The 17374-nt window shown below is 55.2% G+C and carries 15 protein-coding genes; 8 read left to right on the top strand and 7 right to left on the bottom strand.

The annotated features are described in order from the left end of the window. The first annotated feature begins 131 nt into the window (after nucleotides 1-131). On the top strand, nucleotides 132-1328 hold the full coding sequence (locus B3B59_RS18995) for an MFS transporter (RefSeq protein WP_286809731.1): 1197 nt from the start codon (nucleotides 132-134) through the stop codon (nucleotides 1326-1328). A gap of 16 nt (nucleotides 1329-1344) precedes the next feature. Here B3B59_RS18995 and B3B59_RS18990 read toward each other — a convergent pair whose 3' ends face one another. The 3 genes from B3B59_RS18990 to B3B59_RS18980 form a co-directional block, all read right to left on the bottom strand. Further along, a complete protein-coding gene (locus tag B3B59_RS18990) occupies nucleotides 1345-2241 on the bottom strand; it encodes a LysR family transcriptional regulator (RefSeq protein WP_286809730.1) in 897 nt (298 codons plus the stop codon). 200 nt (nucleotides 2242-2441) lie between these two features. Then, nucleotides 2442-2834: a VOC family protein gene (locus B3B59_RS18985; RefSeq protein WP_286809729.1), complete on the bottom strand. Its 393-nt coding sequence runs from the start codon at nucleotides 2832-2834 to the stop codon at nucleotides 2442-2444. Nucleotides 2835-3006: 172 nt separating this feature from the next. Then, on the bottom strand, nucleotides 3007-3918 hold the full coding sequence (locus tag B3B59_RS18980; RefSeq protein WP_286809728.1) for an alpha/beta fold hydrolase: 912 nt from the start codon (nucleotides 3916-3918) through the stop codon (nucleotides 3007-3009). A gap of 92 nt (nucleotides 3919-4010) precedes the next feature. On the opposite strand from B3B59_RS18980, the gene B3B59_RS18975 reads away from it, so the two are divergent. The 4 genes from B3B59_RS18975 to B3B59_RS18960 all read left to right on the top strand — a co-directional run bounded on the left by B3B59_RS18975 (nucleotide 4011) and on the right by B3B59_RS18960 (nucleotide 7003). Then, nucleotides 4011-4586 (top strand): CGNR zinc finger domain-containing protein, encoded by a 576-nt coding sequence (locus B3B59_RS18975; protein WP_046884341.1) that lies wholly within the window; start codon nucleotides 4011-4013, stop codon nucleotides 4584-4586. Nucleotides 4587-5129: 543 nt separating this feature from the next. Then, nucleotides 5130-5705: a TetR/AcrR family transcriptional regulator gene (locus B3B59_RS18970; protein ID WP_040076644.1), complete on the top strand. Its 576-nt coding sequence runs from the start codon at nucleotides 5130-5132 to the stop codon at nucleotides 5703-5705. A 48-nt stretch (nucleotides 5706-5753) separates the two neighbouring features. Then, on the top strand, nucleotides 5754-6230 hold the full coding sequence (locus B3B59_RS18965) for a DUF1348 family protein (RefSeq protein WP_207293182.1): 477 nt from the start codon (nucleotides 5754-5756) through the stop codon (nucleotides 6228-6230). Nucleotides 6231-6520: 290 nt separating this feature from the next. Then, nucleotides 6521-7003: a glutathione peroxidase gene (locus B3B59_RS18960; RefSeq protein WP_207293183.1), complete on the top strand. Its 483-nt coding sequence runs from the start codon at nucleotides 6521-6523 to the stop codon at nucleotides 7001-7003. A 59-nt stretch (nucleotides 7004-7062) separates the two neighbouring features. Here B3B59_RS18960 and entD read toward each other — a convergent pair whose 3' ends face one another. Next, complete coding sequence (entD, locus tag B3B59_RS18955) at nucleotides 7063-7710, bottom strand: enterobactin synthase subunit EntD (RefSeq protein WP_212476911.1); 648 nt, start codon at nucleotides 7708-7710, stop codon at nucleotides 7063-7065. A 93-nt stretch (nucleotides 7711-7803) separates the two neighbouring features. Continuing rightward, entirely contained in the window at nucleotides 7804-10044 is a 2241-nt protein-coding gene (locus tag B3B59_RS18950; protein ID WP_046884337.1) for a TonB-dependent siderophore receptor, read from the bottom strand. Between the two features lie 254 nt (nucleotides 10045-10298). Between B3B59_RS18950 and fes the strand changes: the two genes are divergently transcribed. Genes fes through entF form a run of 3 tightly spaced genes read left to right on the top strand, consistent with a single transcriptional unit; the run spans nucleotide 10299 to nucleotide 15591 of the window. Beyond that, complete coding sequence (gene fes, locus B3B59_RS18945; protein ID WP_286809727.1) at nucleotides 10299-11504, top strand: enterochelin esterase; 1206 nt, start codon at nucleotides 10299-10301, stop codon at nucleotides 11502-11504. An 11-nt stretch (nucleotides 11505-11515) separates the two neighbouring features. Beyond that, complete coding sequence (locus B3B59_RS18940) at nucleotides 11516-11728, top strand: MbtH family protein (RefSeq protein WP_286809726.1); 213 nt, start codon at nucleotides 11516-11518, stop codon at nucleotides 11726-11728. Further along, nucleotides 11725-15591 carry an enterobactin non-ribosomal peptide synthetase EntF gene (gene entF, locus B3B59_RS18935; protein ID WP_286809725.1) on the top strand — a complete coding sequence of 1289 codons (3867 nt, stop codon included), beginning with the start codon at nucleotides 11725-11727 and terminating at the stop codon, nucleotides 15589-15591. Before B3B59_RS18940 ends, entF begins: the two co-directional genes overlap by 4 nt. Nucleotides 15592-15656: 65 nt before the next feature. On the opposite strand, the gene B3B59_RS18930 is transcribed toward entF, so the two are convergent. Continuing rightward, complete coding sequence (locus B3B59_RS18930; RefSeq protein ID WP_286809724.1) at nucleotides 15657-16217, bottom strand: Ail/Lom family outer membrane beta-barrel protein; 561 nt, start codon at nucleotides 16215-16217, stop codon at nucleotides 15657-15659. Between the two features lie 779 nt (nucleotides 16218-16996). Beyond that, nucleotides 16997-17371, bottom strand: a complete 375-nt coding sequence (locus B3B59_RS18925; protein ID WP_286809723.1) for a hypothetical protein — start codon at nucleotides 17369-17371, stop codon at nucleotides 16997-16999. Between the last annotated feature and the right edge of the window lie 3 nt (nucleotides 17372-17374).

The following is a 17374-nucleotide window of genomic DNA, read 5'->3' as shown; positions in this document are numbered from 1 at the left end:
CTGATACGTTTTTAAACCTTTGTTCTGGCGGGGCAGACTGATATCGCTGCTCCGCCAACATCCTGCTTTTTTATCTGACTGCAGGCTGTAAGCCTGTGGTAATTGTTCACCATCATCATTAGAAATTATTTATGAGTAAACCGCTTAATGCGGGCGGCTTCAGTGCGCCCGAAATGACGTCTGCCTGGAGTGCAGTCATCAGCATGGCTCTGCTGTGCTTCGTCCTCGTTTCATCAGAATTTATGCCGGTCAGTCTGCTGACACCGATTGCAAATGATCTGTCGGTCACGGAAGGCCAGGCGGGTCAGGCCATTGCCTTTTCCGGGCTATTTGCGGTGATTACAAGCCTGTTTGGTAACACATTGCTTGCCCGCTTCGACCGGCGTACAGCAGTGATTTTCTATACCCTTGTGATGGTGATGTCCGGGGTCATCGTCACGTCTGCTCACGGCTACGGCATGTTTATGTTCGGGCGTGCGTTGATTGGTATATCCATTGGGGGATTCTGGTCGCTTTCTACGGCCATTCTGGTACGGATTGTGCGTCCCGTGAGTGTCCCTAAAGCTATCGCCATTCTGCAGGGCGGGACCGCACTGGCGTTCGTGGTGGCGCCACCGCTGGGAAGCTTTCTGGGCAGCTTCATCGGCTGGCGGGGTGCATTCTTTACCGTGGTACCTGCGGGTGTGATCTGCCTGATATGGCAGATGATCGTCATACCGAAACTGCCGCCGCAACGTGATACCGGCATAAGACAGATAGCATCCCTGTTACGCAGCCGGACATTCGCCCTGGGCATGATTGCCGTAACGCTTGCCTTCATGGGACAGTTCTCGCTGTCCACTTACCTGCGTCCTTTCCTCGAAAGCGTCACTGGACTGGGCATCAACATGATTTCCCTGTTCCTGTTGGGCGTAGGCGTTGCAGGGCTGACGGGAACGCTGATTTCAGGTTTTTTTGTCAGGGATAATCTGCTGCCAGCCCTCACCGGTTTACCGGCGGGCCTGGCGATCGTCGCAGGTTTGTTAACGGGGCTGGGACACATACCCGCGGCCACAGGAGCATTGCTTCTGGTATGGGGCATACTTGTGACTCCCATTCCTGTCGTATGGAATACCTGGATGACCCGGATTATTCCGGATGAACTGGAGGCTGGCGGTGCCCTGATGGTCGCCCTGATCCAGTTCGCCATTACAATGGGCGCATTCACTGGCGGCGAATTATTTGATCACCGGGGCTGGGTCAGCACCTTCATGCTTGCCACCGCCCTGCTGGTAGCCTCTGCCATTATTGCCGTCCTGCCCGGGCGTCGCTCACTGGCAGGAAAATGAATGCCAGACAGGCCGCCTAACCCGCCGAAGGGATGCGTAAGGCATTAATAATAACTTTCAGTGCCGGTGACATCTGTCGCCGGCTGGGATAATAAAGATGATAGCCCTTGAAAACAGGGCTCCAGCCCTCAAGCACTCTCTCCCACTTCCCCTGCTTTATCCCGGGTTCAGCCAGATTATCCGGAACATATGCCAGTCCATACCCAGCCTCAACGGACGTGAGCATCGGATAAACGCTGCTGTATATCAGCTGACCCTGAACTTTCATGTTCAGTTTCTCATCCCCTTTTTCAAACTCCCATGCGTACAGCTGTCCGGCGCCGGAGTGTCTGACATTGATGCAGTTATGACCAGCCAGTTCTGAAGGGTGTAAAGGTTTACCGGCCCTGGCAAGGTAGTCCGGAGATCCAATTACGGCAGGCCGCCAGTCAGCCCCAATCCTGACAGCTATCATATCCTTGACCACATCATCGCCTAGCCGGACTCCCGCATCAAAGCGCCCCTCAACAATATCAATAAAGCCGTTTTGCTGAGACAATTCGACCTGAATATCAGAATAATGTTTTAGGACCGGGGCCAGAGCAGGCCAGATGTACTCATGCAGCATGTGGTCTGAAACCGTGAGCCTTACCGTTCCCGCAGGTGTGTCGCGAAAACGAAGCAGGTCAGAGATATCTGTTTCTATGGCGTTGAGGCGCGGTTCAAGCGCGGCCATTAGTTTTTCACCGATATCGGTGGGTGCCACTTTACGTGTTGTACGCATCAGTAACCGCATTCCGAGCCTTTCTTCAAGACGTCGTATAATGTGAGACAAAGTGGACTGAGAAATATTCAGCCGGGCAGCAGCTCTGGTAAAACTCCGTTCCTGCGCGACAGCAAGGAACGCAAGATAATCATTAAAATCTTCGCGCATGAACGTTTTCCGTGTAATGAACAAACCTGTTAGCTGTAGCTTTTCCTAAATAATATTACAGTCATCCTCTTTGAAAGTCCGTATTCGCTCGAAGCGGTCATCAATAAATACCGCCGCAGCCGCGCTTCAACTGATTTCGTTACCAGTAATATGAATATTTCAACCTGGCTTTTTCTCAACTCAATGCGTCGTATCTTCCTTCACTCTGAATAATGAAATTCAATGCGTATTCCACTCGGGTCGTAGCACATCATGTGCATAGACGGCCCTTCTCTGATTAATGCCGGTTCAAATTCAATCTCAATATTGCTCGCCTTGAGTACCTCAAGGATCTCAAACAGCGCCGCTTTAGTTTTAACCCGTAGCGCCAGGTGGTGGAGACCGACATTCTTTTTACGGTCAAAGTTAACGGGCTCTTCGGTCTGCGTTTTCCAGAGCGTAATCATCAATGCTCCGTCCCTGACAAAGATGGCCGGATAATCCTCACGTCGTTTTACCTCTTCCCAGCCCAGCAGTTTAGTAAAGAACCCGGCGCTCTCTTCAAGCTTTGATACCGCCAGACCAATGTGATGTACACCTGTAGTCAATGACATATGAAATAATCCTTTATGGAACGATGCTGACCCGCTTCTGAATCGCGGTACGTTAAAGCGTTGGTAAGATGCAGCCTGGTCACGTCGGCACAAATGCCTGTACTGACGCCTTTCGTCTGAGGTTGTACTTTTCCCCTTCACCGGTTATTCGTGCCGGTGAGGGGCGTGAAGATTACTGAACGAGATGCCTGTCGAGGAAGTCGCGAATGTCAGCGCCTATCTCATTCGCATGGGTCTCAAGCGCGAAGTGGCCGGTGTCATAGAAATTTATCTTCGCGTTCGGGATATCACGCTTCCAGGCTTCGGCACCTGCGGTCATAAAGAACGGATCATGTTTACCCCAGACCGCCAGCAACGGGGGCTGGTAGTCCCTGAAATACTGCTGAAACTGCGGATACATCCGTACATTCGAAGCGTAATCCAGTAATAAATCGAGCTGGATCTCCGCATTGCCCGGCCGTAATACCTGCATTCCTTCCAGCGAGTAGCCATCCGGAGAGACCAGACTCGGATCGCTTACCCCTTCCAGATACTGCCATTTGATTGAGGCGGGCGTCGGAAATTCACGCAGCGCGCTGCGGTTCTCGGGAGTCGGGTCGCGCCAGTATCGTTGAATAGGTGCCCAGGCCTCGCCCAGCCCCTCTTCGTAAGCGTTGCCATTCTGGGAAATGATGGCGGTAACCCGCTGTGGATGCGCGAGGGCAAGACGCCACCCGACGGGGGCGCCATAGTCGTGAACCATCAGAGCATAGGCGTCGAGGCCGAGCGCTTCAGTGAACTGGTCAATGGTTTCAGCCAGTTGGTCAAAGGTATACGCGTAGTCGCCGCGCGCTGGCGCCTCGGTAAAACCAAAGGCCGGCAGGTCGGGGGCTATCAGACGGTAACGATCGGCCAGTTGGGCAATAAGGTCGCGGAACATAAATGATGAGCCTGCAAAACCGTGCAGCAGCAGCAGAACAGGCGACGCCGGATCGCCTGCCTCACGGTAAAAAACGTTAACCTTACCCGCCTGTTGATAGCGGTAATGAACCTGCGCGGTAGATGCGTTATCGGCGGATGAAGATCCTGAATATGGAAACGTCATAGTAAACCCCTTGTAACCGTTAAAGTGTTTAATTGAAGGTTACACATATTTTTGGTAACCTGTCAAAATTATTTAATGGGTTACAGGTGCCTATGAACATCGAAAAGCTTTCTTCCCCGCCGCTCTTCCTGGCTGATAACCTCGCGCTGGATTTCATCAACAGTGAATATGGGATGGGGGACGAGCGACACGATTGCTTTGAGGATGCGCACAGCGTTATTGACTGGCTGGAGAGGGCGGGCCTGGTGCCTGAAGGAACGGAGGCTCCGCCTGAATTACTGACGGAGGCCCGCCAGCTCCGTGAAGCTGCCAGAGCCGTCGTGCATGCCGCGATGCAGTCCCGTGAGGCAGAGCTGACGGTCATCAACCGGATTCTTGAAAAAGGGCGGCCTGAGGTCAGGCTAAAATGGGCGCAGGATACACAGCGCTATCGTGTCGATGTACATTGCGGCGTTGAGAGTCCTGCCAGCCTGCTCTGGCCCATCGCCGACGCCCTGGTAAAACTCGTCACAGATGAAAAATTCGAATATGTACGCCAGTGTGAGGCGCATAACTGTGTTTTACTTTTTCACGATTTGAGTAAATCGCACCGCCGTCGCTGGTGCAGTATGGCCACCTGCGGTAATCGCATGAAAGTGGCCGCGTTTCGAAACAGGAAAAGTTCATAGTCGTTCAGGCCGCACCTGTAAAAGTGCGGCGTGAACTAACAGTTAAAAACATACGGTGCCCGGCGCTCCGGGCGGCAAAGCTTTTCGCGTATTGATTGGGTATGAAGTGAACTGGATTATCTTTAATGGACGATGGTATCTGATATCCCCGATGCCATTAAATGGTGAGTTCAGGCTGACCATACCTGGCGAGCGGACCAGTATCATTCTCGACAGAGTACAAATGCGTCGGGCGGTTAAAGAGAGCCTGGGCCTGCCAGGCAAATCTCGCACTCAATCCAACAAACTGCGTTGATCGGCGCGCAGCACTATCCCCGCATTTTTACGTTTATCGTCATCTGACCCAGCCCCAAATTTCTTCCTCCAGGCCCGATTTATTTCTGAATCCGTATCTGTTCAAGCGAACCCCCGTTACAACGCTGAATATAAAATCACATTTTATTCAACTGCTTATGTTGCTTCCCCTTCGTGATTTATCCCTTCTGAAAAAAGAAATAATAACAAATGCTTGACCAGGTAGAATGATCGTTCTACCTTTAAGGCATGAACAAGAAGCCAACTGATACACGAGAAAAAATCCTCACGACTGCTGAGCAACTTATCTATCAGAACGGGATCCACGCCATGGGCATGGACCTTCTGGTGAAGACCTCGGGCGTCGCCAGGAAAAGTATTTATCGCCATTTCGCGAACAAAGAGGACGTGGCATCAGCCGCGTTAAACGAGCGTGACGAACGGTGGATGCAGTGGTTCAGAACCGAGTCTGATAAAGGCGAAACGCCCAGGGACCGCATTCTGAATATGTTCACCGTTCTGAAAAGCTGGTTTGAGTCCGAGGGGTTCCGGGGATGTGCCTTTATCAACACGGCCGGAGAAGTGGGGGACCCGGAAGATCCCGTCCGCCAGATAGCGAAAATGCATAAGCAAAAATTGCTGGATTACGCGCTCGAACTCAGCGAGCAGTTGAACCCTGAGCACGCTGTTGCGCTGGCCAGGCAACTGCTGCTTCTGATCGAGGGGGCTATCACCATGACATACGTAATGGGTGACCGGAACGCCGCTGACGACGCACGGGAAATGGCAAAAGTTTTACTGGAACGGCTCTCAGCCGGGGCCTGAGCAACGAATCTTTTATTACCTTTAAATCAAGTTAACAGGAATATTACCATGACCGATACACAAGTCCGTCCGCCGCTTCCGCCATTTACGCTGGAAACCGCCATTGAGAAAGTCCGTCTGGCTGAAGATGGCTGGAACACACGCGATGCGGCCAAAGTCGCGCTGGCTTACTCGCTGGATACCAAATGGCGTAACCGTGCCGAATTCGCCAATAACCGCGAAGAGGCGGAAGGTTTCCTCGCCCGTAAGTGGAAAAAAGAGCTCGAATACCGCCTGATTAAAGAGCTGTGGGCGTTTGGCGGGAACCGTATTGCCGTGCGTTATGCTTACGAATGGCGTGATGACTCAGGCAACTGGTTCCGCTCCTATGGCAACGAGAACTGGGAGTTCGAGGCTGATGGCCTGATGAAACGTCGCTTCGCATGTATCAATGACATGCCTATCAAAGAGAGCGAGCGTAAGTTCTTCTGGCCGCTGGGCCGTCGCCCTGACGATCACCCGAGCCTCTCTGACCTCGGCCTGTAATTCAGTCAGATATTGCGCGTGAGATAAAGCAGGGCTGTCTCAGTTCATTTTCGGGGAGCCTCGCTTTTCGCGCGTCACCAATCTGACATTCTGCGAGCCTGGGCCAGCATAAGCGCCCAGATCCCAAAGGCTTCATTGTTATTATTCCGCATCTCTGCAACTATGACCCGCACATAGCCTACCCGGCAAAACGACCCACCGAACAACACCGCCGAATCTGGGCTATGACATACGCGATAAGCCATAACAGCAATATGCTGACGAACGGAGTGAGCGCTGAGGACCGCAATATGACCAACTTTTACCCTTTTTCTGCCAGTACACTGCGTGGCGAGCCCATCCCGATGGCCGACTATGCTGGCAAAGTGATTCTGGTAGTGAATACCGCCAGCCATTGTGGTTTCACGCCTCAGTATGCCGGCCTTGAAGCGCTCTACCAAAAGTATGCGGCCCAGGGGCTGGTGGTGCTTGGTTTTCCCTGCAACCAGTTTGGCAAGCAGGAGCCCGGCGGAGCCGATGATATTGAGCAGACCTGTCACATCAACTACGGTGTGAGCTTTCCAATGTTCGAGAAAGTGGAAGTTAACGGCGCCGCCGCGCACCCGCTGTTTCGCTACCTGAAAGAGGCGTTGCCCGGCGTGCTGGGCGGGCGGATAAAGTGGAACTTTACCAAGTTCCTGATTGGTCGGGACGGCAAACCCCTCAAGCGTTATGCCCCGTTCACCAAACCGGAAAACATAGAGGCCGACATTATCGCTGCGCTCGAGCGTTAATCGTATCAGCCCGGGCTATTGCGGTTCTGAAAGATAAGCGCCACCTGAAGGCGAAGGGCTCAGTCGATGAGCGTGACTAGCGCGTGATTGAAGCGGCGCCAGAACAGAGTAAAAGCATGGTTTTCCTGGAATCCCCCCAGCGGCTGGCACAGCGTAAGTTGCAGACTATGGTCGGTAATGGCGCTGACGCGGGTGGTTTCAAAACCCATATACGCCTTCACTCTGGGAAAGAGTGCCTTAAACAGGCTCTCCTTGGCGCTAAAGGCCAGCGTTAAGGCGAGAGGAAAGGGCAAACCGCTGTTGAGCAGCAGGCTACTTTCCACGTCGTTAACAATGCCCTCTTTAATGTCGAAAGCCTCTTTTTCGTCGAGGATCGCTTCATAATCAATCCCCACTAACGAATTTTCGCTGACGATAGCCATCGCGATATGGCCGCTGTGGCTGATGCTGCCATTCAGGCCCGTCGGCCAGAGCGGTTCGCCGTTTTCACCTACGCCCGGCACGGTCGATACCCCCCGCGATGAGAGAGCCGAGACCGCGGCGATCCGCCCGGCAAGGTGCTCTGTTTTGCGCTTGCGCCCGGCGTTAGCCAGCTGCGTATGATGGGGGAGCCAGAGGAGATCGTCCTCCGTAAAGGTGGCGGGATCGAAGGTCACAGTGTGGACGGTGGTGCCGGCGAGCTGAAAAGTGGATGTGGTGTAATACATGGCGTCCGGGATCTCGCACGGGTTTAAAACCCATGTTATCGCACGGGAGGCGATAAAACGGCAACCCATCCAGGTTGCCGTTATCAGGTTGACTTAGAAGTGCGTATTCACGCTCATGTACCAGGTGCGTCCCGGTTCGTTAAACGTATAAGCCCCTGCGCCGTACATATAGGCGCCGGTCTGGTCATTACCCGTGGTTTGCGCATTACCTGCACGCCACACGCGTTTATCAAACAGGTTATCCACGCCGCCGGTCAAACTCACGTTTTTGGTGACATCCCAGGTCGCGCTCAGGCCAACAATGCTATATGGGCTCACTTCGTCTTTCTCAGAGCCGGTTGCCGGTTCGCCTTTGTAGTTGTATTTCTTCGGCTGCTGCTTGCCGTACCAGGTGAAGGTCGACTGCAGCGACACATCCTGATGTACCTGCCAGCTCAGGGTCGAGTTCAGCGTGTACTCAGGGATGATCGACAGTCGGTCACCGGTCTCTTTGTTTTTACTTTGCAGCATATAGGTGAGGTTATTGGACCAGTTTACCGTATCGCTAACCGGGATATTGAGCGAACCTTCCAGACCTTCTACCACGGCTTTCGGGACGTTCTCCCACTGATAGATATCGGTAGAGACCTTGCTGGTTGAGGTATGACCGATTGGCGCGTAACCCGCTTCGATCTTGTCGCGATAGTCGTTACGGAACCAGGTCACGCCGGCCAGCCAGCCATCGTGTTTCCACTCCAGCCCAATCTCTTTGTTAATGCTGGTTTCGGCCTTCAGGTCGTCATTGCCCATCATGTAGCAGCCCACGCCGTCGGAGCTTGCGTAGCAACCCTGGCCTTTACTGTACAGCAGGTAGTTCGGGTTGGTCTGATACAGGCTCGGGGCTTTATAGGCACGGGCAATACCCATTTTCAGGGTAAAGTCATCCCCCAGACCTTGCGACAGGTTCAGGGAGGGGCTCCAGTTGTTACCCACAATGGTGTGGTGATCGAAACGCAGCGCCGGGGTCAGCATGGTGCTGTCGGTCAGCTCCATGTTGTTCTCTGCAAAGACAGAGAAGATTTCGGCCTGCGAATACGGGCTGCGATCGTCGCTCATGCCCGGGATCGCGCCGCCTTGCAGGGGTTGCGTGTTCGAGGTGGAGTCCTTCATCCGCTGCTGGTTCCACTCGGTGCCCAGAGTCAGGTTCTGATTGACCAGGAAATCGATCGGAATATTCACTTCGCTGTGCAGCATGACGTCTGCCAGGTCAGTATCGGTGAACTGATTGCTGTTAAACAACCCTTCCAGGCCGCCTGCCAGCCCTTCGCCCAGACGGGAGTTACGGGTGTGCTCGTATTGCGCCCAGTTGCTGGTGGTAACGCCGTTATCCCAGCCACCGTTCCAGGTGACGGCAAAGTTCTGGCGATAAATACGGTTCGTCTCTTTACCGTAATTTTTCTTAACCAGACCCTCTTTCGCATTGTCGTTATTGGTGTTTTGCGTATCACCGGCGTAGAGGTTGTTCTGACGGCTGTAGCCCGCTTCGAACTCCAGCGACTGCATTGGCGCGAAGTCCCAGCGAACCACGCCGTTAATGTCTTTGTTCTCGACCCCTTCACGGCCTGCTGGCAGGGTGTCGGCGTAGGCGCCGGTACGTTCAGACTGATGACCGTCGTTGATGTCCCAGGCATCGGCCTGGGTTTTATCCAGATTGCCATACATGCGGAAGCTGAAATCGCCCCCCAGCGGCCCGCTCAGGCTGAAGTTGGTGCGTTTGGTTGAACCCTCTTCTTTGTGCTCTGGCGCGTTGAGATAGGTGTTCCAGGAGCCGTGCCACTGGTCGTCGAATTTTTTGGTGATAATGTTCACCACGCCGCCCGCCGCGCCGTTGCCGTAACGCGCAGCCGCAGGACCACGAATAACTTCAATGCTCTCAATCATCTCTGGCGGTACCCAGCCGGTATCACCACGCGTATCACGCTCGCCGCGCCAGCCCAGACGGATAGAGTTGCGGCTGGTCACCGGTTTGCCATCAATCAGAATCAGGGTGTTCTCTGGCCCCATACCACGAATATCGATCTGGCGATTGTTACCGCGCTGGCCGCTGGTGGAGTTACCGGTCAGGTTGACGCCAGGCATGGTGCGGATGATCTCTGCCACATCGCGTGCAGGAGGATTTTTGCGGATCTGATCGGCGGTAATCTTCGACACCCCCGGTGCCTGCAGGTTCTGCTCGGCGGCGGTGATAACCATGGTGTCTTCATGCGCGGGCGTTTCAGCGGCCATAGCGGGCAGGGCCGTGCCGAAAATCCCCAGGTTGACCAGTACGGCCAGTGAGTGAATCTTGTTGTTCATTGTGTGTCCTGCTTTTCGTTGCCGCGTTCCCCTGGCTCCGTTCCCGAAAGGGCAGGGAGGCGGCAGGATGTCGCCCGCAAGGCTGTGTAAACTGCTCGTTCCTGATCAGTACACAACGCCAGGCATGGTTAATAAATGGTCACGCTTCCCACAGCGCGACCATACGCTATTGCAAATGCAAATAGTTATCAATAATATTATCGATATAAATTATCGTTGATCAAAAACAGGCCTGTAAACATGGGGTTAATTCAGTGACAACGCTGGAGACAGGAAGCGACGCCTGGTGGCGGGCGGTAAATGGCCCGCAGAAGGTGCAGGAAGGGGATCACTATCGGGTCACGTTTTACTGGCGCGATCCGGCCGGCACCGAGCAGACGTCGCGGTTAAAGCGAGTCTGGCTCTATATCACCGGCGTCACCGACCACCACCACAATGCCCGCCCACAATCTCTGACGCGCCTGCCTGGCACCGATGTCTGGCAGTGGCAGGGCACCTTCAGCCCGCACTGGCGCGGCAGCTATTGCTTTATCCCCTCCGTGAATGACAACGATTTTGCCGCCACCGTGTTTGCTGCCGATCCGCCGGATCGTATGGCCCTGCGTGAAGGGTGGCGTAAGCTGCTGCCGCAGGCCATTGCCGATCCGCTCAACGCCTGGAGCTGGCGCGGTGGGCGCGGGCACCCCGTCTCGGCGCTGGAGATGCCCGGTGCGCCGGTGCAGCCGGGCTGGGAGATGACGACGTGTAGCCATGCGCAACCACGCTGCATCACCTGGCAAAGCGACAGGCTGGGCAATAGCCGTCGGGTCTGGATTTTCACCACCGGCGATGACGCCCCCACAGAACGCCCTCTTGCAGTGCTGCTGGACGGGCAGTTCTGGGCCGAGAGCATGCCCGTCTGGTCGCCGCTCACGGCCCTGACTCAGGCGGGAAAACTGCCGCCGGCGGTTTATCTGTTAATCGATGTGATCGATACCGCCCATCGCAGCCGCGAGCTGCCCTGCAACCCCGATTTCTGGCTGGCAGTGCAGGACGAATTACTGCCGCAAGTGCAGGCCATCGCCCCCTTCAGCGACCGGGCCGACCGCACAGTGGTGGCCGGGCAGAGTTTTGGCGGCCTCTCCGCGCTCTATGCCGGGCTTAACTGGCCTGAACGCTTTGGCTGCGTGCTCAGCCAGTCGGGGTCGTTCTGGTGGCCCCATCGCGGCGCTCAGCAGGACGGACAATTGATTACCCAGCTAAAAAACCATGAAATCACGCCGCAGGGATTGCGCATCGTCATTGAAGCGGGGATCCGCGAGCCGCTGATCCTGCGTGCCGGACAGGCACTTTATGCCGAGCTACAACGCACGCAGTTGCCGGTTTTCTGGCGTCAGGTTGACGGCGGACATGATGCACTTTGCTGGCGCGGAGGGCTGACGCAGGGGCTGATGACGCTCTGGCAGCCGCTTATTCAATAACGGAGTCTGGTATGGAATTTACTAATCCCTTCGACAATCCGCAGGGTCAGTTCATCCTTTTGCAAAACGCACAGCAGCAGTTCAGCCTCTGGCCGCAGCAGTGCGCGTTGCCTGCGGGATGGCAGGTGGTGAGCGAGCAGCTATCCAGCGAGGCCTGTCAGCAGTGGCTGGCGGCAAACTGGCGCACCCTGACCCCCGCCCATTTCGCTGAGGAGCAGGCATGAGCACGCGTCTTCCCCTTGTCGCGGCTCAGCCGGGTATCTGGATGGCAGAGCAGCTCTCCCCCTTGCCCAATGCCTGGAGCGTGGCGCACTACGTTGAACTTGAGGGTGAAATCAGCGCGCCGCTGCTGGCAAAAGCCATCGTCGCGGGCATGATGCAGGCCGATACCCTGCGCACCCGTTTTGCGGAGGATAACGGCGAGGTGTGGCAGTGGGTTGATGAGACCCTGCCGCTTGCTGAACCCTCTATTGTTGACTGCCGCAATGAAGCCGATCCGCATGCCGCCGCCATGGCGCAGATGCAGGCAGATTTACACCAAAACCTGCGAGTGGATAGCGGCCAGCCGTTGGCCTGCCATCAGCTGATTCAGGTGGAGGACAACCGCTGGTACTGGTATCAGCGCTATCACCATCTGGTGGTGGATGGCTTTAGCTTCCCGGCCATTACCCGGCAAATCGTCGCCATTTATCGTGCCTGGTCGAGGGGAGACGAGACCCCCGCATCGCCCTTTACCCCTTTTGCGGAGGTGGTGGAGGAGTATCAACGCTATCGGGAGAGCGATGCGTATGCCCGCGATGGTGCTTTCTGGGCTGAGCAGCGTAAACAGCTACCCCCGCCGGTGTCGCTTTCCGCTACGCCGCTGCCAGGCCGGGCCGCGACCACCGATATTCTGCGCATGAAGCTAAGCGCTGATGCCCGCGCCTTCAGTAAGTTGGCAAACGCCGGGCAGGTGCAGCGTACCGATCTTGCGCTGGCGCTGGTGGCCTTATGGCTGGGACGTCTGACCGGACGGATGGAGTATGCCGCCGGGTTTATTTTTATGCGTCGTATGGGCTCAGCGGCACTTACCGCCACCGGCCCGGTGCTGAACGTGCTGCCGCTGGCGGTCACCCTTCAGCCTGCGGAGACGCTGCCCGCACTGGCGCAGCGCTTAGCCGGACAGCTTAAAAAAATGCGTCGTCATCAGCGTTACGATGCTGAGCAGATCGTTCGTGACAGCGGGCGTACCGCCAGTGACGAAGCGCTCTTCGGTCCGGTCTTCAACGTTAAAGTCTTTGATTATCAACTCGATCTGAACGGCGTAACGGCCACGACTCACACCCTGGCGACGGGCCCGGTGAACGATCTGGAGATGGCGCTGTTTCCGGATGAGCAGGGCGGATTGAGCATTGAGATCCTCGCTAACCAGCAGCGTTACGACGAAGCGACGCTGAGCCGGCACGTAGAACGTCTGCATGCTCTGCTGGCCCAATTCGCTGAAAACCCGGCGCTGACCTGTGGCGCGGTAGAGACCGTTTCGCCCGCTGAGTATCAGCAGCTGGCGCAGATCAACGATACCGCGGTGGCGCTACCCGCCACCACCCTGAGCGCGCTGGTGGCGGAGCAGGCTGCCCGCACGCCCGATGCCCCGGCGCTCGCCGATGCGCAGCACGAACTAAGCTACCGCCAGATGCGCGAGCAGGTGGTTGCCCTTGCCACGCTGTTGCGCGAACGGGGCGTACAGCCAGGCGACAGCGTCGCGGTGGCGTTACCTCGCTCGGTATTTCTGACCCTGGCGTTACATGCCATCGTGGAGGCGGGGGCCGCCTGGCTACCGCTGGATACTGGTTATCCGGACGATCGCCTGCACATGATGCTCGAGGACGCGCAGCCCTCGTTGCTGATCACGACCGACGACCAGCGCGCGCGCTTCAGCCAGCTGGCGATACCGACTTTTAGTTACAACACACTATTACCTGCCGCGGGCAGCGAACCGTTGAACCTGTGCGCGCCGCAGCAAACTGCCTACATCATCTTCACCTCGGGCTCAACAGGACGGCCGAAAGGGGTGATGGTGGGTCAGACCGCCATCGTTAACCGCCTGTTATGGATGCAGGATCACTACCCGCTGACTGCTACAGACGTCGTCGCGCAGAAAACCCCGTGCAGCTTTGATGTGTCGGTATGGGAGTTCTGGTGGCCATTTATCGCCGGGGCGAAGCTGGTGATGGCCGAGCCGGAGGCCCATCGCGATCCGCTGGCTATGCAGCAGTTCTTTGCCCGGTACGGCATCACGACGACCCATTTCGTGCCTTCCATGCTGGCCGCCTTTGTGGCGACCCTGACCCCGGAAAACGTGGCTTGTACCCGCAGCCTGAAGCAGGTGTTCTGTAGCGGTGAAGCGCTGCCGACCGAGCTTTGCCGTGAGTGGGAGCAGCTTACGCGCGTGCCGCTGCATAATCTGTATGGCCCGACCGAGGCGGCGGTAGATGTCAGCTGGTATCCGGCGTTTGGGCCAGAACTGGAAGCCGTGCAGGGCAACAGCGTGCCGATTGGTTTCCCGACGTGGAACACCGGCCTGCGTATTCTGGATGCCATGATGCGTCCGGTGCCGTTTGGCGTCGCGGGCGATCTCTATCTCACCGGTATCCAGCTGGCTCTGGGCTATCTGGGCCGTCCGGATCTGACGGCCAGCCGCTTTATTGCCGATCCCTTTGCCCCCGGCGAACGGATGTATCGCACCGGCGACGTGGCGCGCTGGCTGGATAACGGCGCGGTGGAGTATTTAGGGCGCAGTGACGATCAGCTTAAAATACGCGGTCAACGCATTGAGCTGGGTGAAATTGACCGGGCGATGCTGAGTCTGCCTGACGTGGCGCAGGCCGTGGCCCATGCCTGCGTCTTCAACCAGGCGGTGGCGACGGGCGGAGATGCGCGTCAGCTGGTGGGATATGTCGTATCTGAGTCCGGCCTGCCGCTGGATCGCGACGCGCTACGCGAGAGGCTGAAAGCGCAGTTACCCGCCCACATGGTGCCAGTGGTACTGCTGCAAATCAGTGAGTTGCCGCTGTCTGCCAATGGCAAGCTTGACCGCAAGGCGCTGCCGTTGCCTGCCGTGTCCAACAAAACCAGCGGTCGCGCACCGGGATCCGACACTGAAATCGCTGTTGCTCAGGCCTTCTCAACGCTGTTGGGTTGCGAAGTGAATGACATTGAGGCCGATTTCTTTGCCCTGGGTGGCCACTCGCTACTGGCGATGCGTCTGGCGGCACAGCTTAGCAATACGTTTGCCCGCAAGGTAACCCCAGGACAGGTGATGGTAGCCTCAACGGTGGGGGCGCTCAGCACGCTGCTGGCGTCGTGGAACGATGATGAAGCGCAGCGTATGGGGTACGAAACCCTGCTACCTCTGCGTAAAAGCGAGGGGCCTACGCTGTTCTGCTTCCATCCGGCTTCGGGTTTTGCCTGGCAGTTTAGCGTGCTGGCGCGCTATCTGAGCCCGCGTTGGTCGATAATGGGGATCCAGTCCCCGCGGCCCGAGGGACCGATGCAGCAGGGTGACAATCTGGATGCGGTGATCGACCACCATCTGGCGACACTACAAGCCCAACAACCGCACGGGCCCTACTATTTGTTCGGTTACTCACTCGGCGGTACGCTGGCGCAAGGTATCGCCGCACGTCTGCGTCAGCAGGGCGAAGAGGTCGCGTTCCTCGGACTGCTGGATACCTGGCCACCAGAGACGCAAAACTGGGCAGAAAAAGAGGCAAACGGACTTGATCCCGAAGTGCTGGCCGAGATTGCCCGCGAGCGCGACGCCTTTATCGCCGCCCAGCAGGGGCAGGCGTCTGGCAAACTGTTTGAAGCGATAGAGGGCAACTACGCTGATGCCGTGCGCCTGCTCACCACCGCTCACAGCGCGAAGTTTGACGGCAAAGCGACGCTGTTTGTCGCCGAGCGCACGCGCACCCAGGATCCGCATCAGGCATGGGCACCCTGGGTGGGAGAACTGGAGGTATACCGTCAGGATTGCGCTCACGTCGATATTATTTCGCCGCAAGCGTTTGAGACGATTGGACCGGTATTACAGAGAATTTTGGGATAATGACTCCCTTTAGCATGACTATCCCGGCCTGTGCCGGGATTTTTTTTCAGCTGGGTGGGAGGATATTAGAAGCGGTAGCCGACAGTGAGGTTAAAGCCATTAACGGAGTAAGATTCGTAATATTTTGCTGTGGTACCTTCGTAGCCGATGCCGATAGAAAAATCATCCGTTGGGTTAAACTGTACCCCAGCGCCCCAGGCGAACTGGGTTGAGTTAACGCTTTCTTTTTCATTAAGGAAAGGACCCCGGCTACTAATCCAGGTTGTATCTTCATCAACTTTGATATAAGAAACTCCGCCCAGCGCATAAACAGATACATAGTCATTAATGCGATAAGCCGGGCCAGCCAGAAGCGAATAATATTTCACTTCATCTTTAAACTTCAAAACATCACTTGCACCATCATCATCGACTTCACTGCTATCCCCGGTCAGATAGGTGAAAGAGCCCATCACGCTAAAAGGGGAGTCCCATTCATAGCGATACTGAACGTTCACGCCACGGATATCACCCATATTTTCAAAGTCACTTTGTGCATAACCAATCGAGACAGTATGGTTATTTGCCAGCGCAGTGCCGCTCATCAGGGTACTTGCTACCAGCAGCGCCAAAGATAATTTTTTCATTGATTAACATCCTTATTTTTTACTGTGAAACACGCCCGTGAATGCGGCGTAGCAATATGAAGGTTACCTTTTCGAGGCAGAAAACTTTGCCTGAAGGGCGACGCTATTTTGAAGGGGTAAAGCCCATAATTGTATTTATTTCAGTGAATTAGATGCTAAATTCAGAATCTATTTAGCCTGATGCTGTAATGGGGGTTATTGCCAGTTGATGTGATAAACGAAGGCGAGGGCTGCTTTGAATAGGTGGGCGGGCTTTGAGTGTGATGATGATATTTTGTCTTTCGAGGCGGGAAGGTAACAGCGGGGCAGCAGGTCGCTGCCGCTGAAGGAGAGGGCAATGTTACGCTCTGCTGGTTAAAAATGCTCTGTAGTATAAACGAGGGGTGACAGTATTAGCGGGTGGACTAAAGCGGCATGGTTTATGGCAGATTTTTATTCAGGGTGACTGGTTATATGGGCTATAGCCTGGTGCGAGCGTAACCCTTTTTGCGTGGCGAATGGATAGCGCAGGTAGGATTTATCAGGGGATGCCCATTAATAACCGGGTAATGCCCGACTGTATCGTTATCACCGCCCGGAACACCCGTGAACCGTACAGTTGTGCCGAGGGTCTGACGTGGCTTACGTCAACAAGAAGAAGATGGAACAGTGGATCAGAACATTTCCGGGGGGCTGAACTACACCGACGATCTGTCGGAGTATAAGCGCGGGGGACGGGCATTATGGGTAACGGCTGATAAAACAATCCCGGCCTGAATGACCGGGATTTATAAATACTATTAACCCCTTATTCCTAACCGGATTTTTTCAGTTGGAAATAAGGGTTGTAATATTAATTTTTCATTGAAAATAAACAACTTAGGTGACAGGGCTGTAACATCATAAATATTCTCAGCAATCAAGGTGAGCGTACTCCTAAAAACAGGAATGCCTATTTCATCCACAAAAACAAATACATAATCATTTTCATTATGATTGTTTGCTATAAATGCATTTATATCTTCATAATCTATATAATTAAGCTCTAACCATGATACATTTCCATTAACAAATGGATATTGATATAAAATATTAATAGCCTCTTTCTCGCACTGGCCTTCAAGTATATGAAAGTCAGCGCTAAGGGCTTCTTTACATTCATCGAATAGAGTCATGTC

It is taken from the genome of Leclercia sp. UBA2479, assembly GCF_002341985.1.
GTDB lineage: Bacteria > Pseudomonadota > Gammaproteobacteria > Enterobacterales > Enterobacteriaceae > Enterobacter > Enterobacter pneumoniae.
This window is presented reverse-complemented; position numbering and strand designations above follow the sequence as displayed.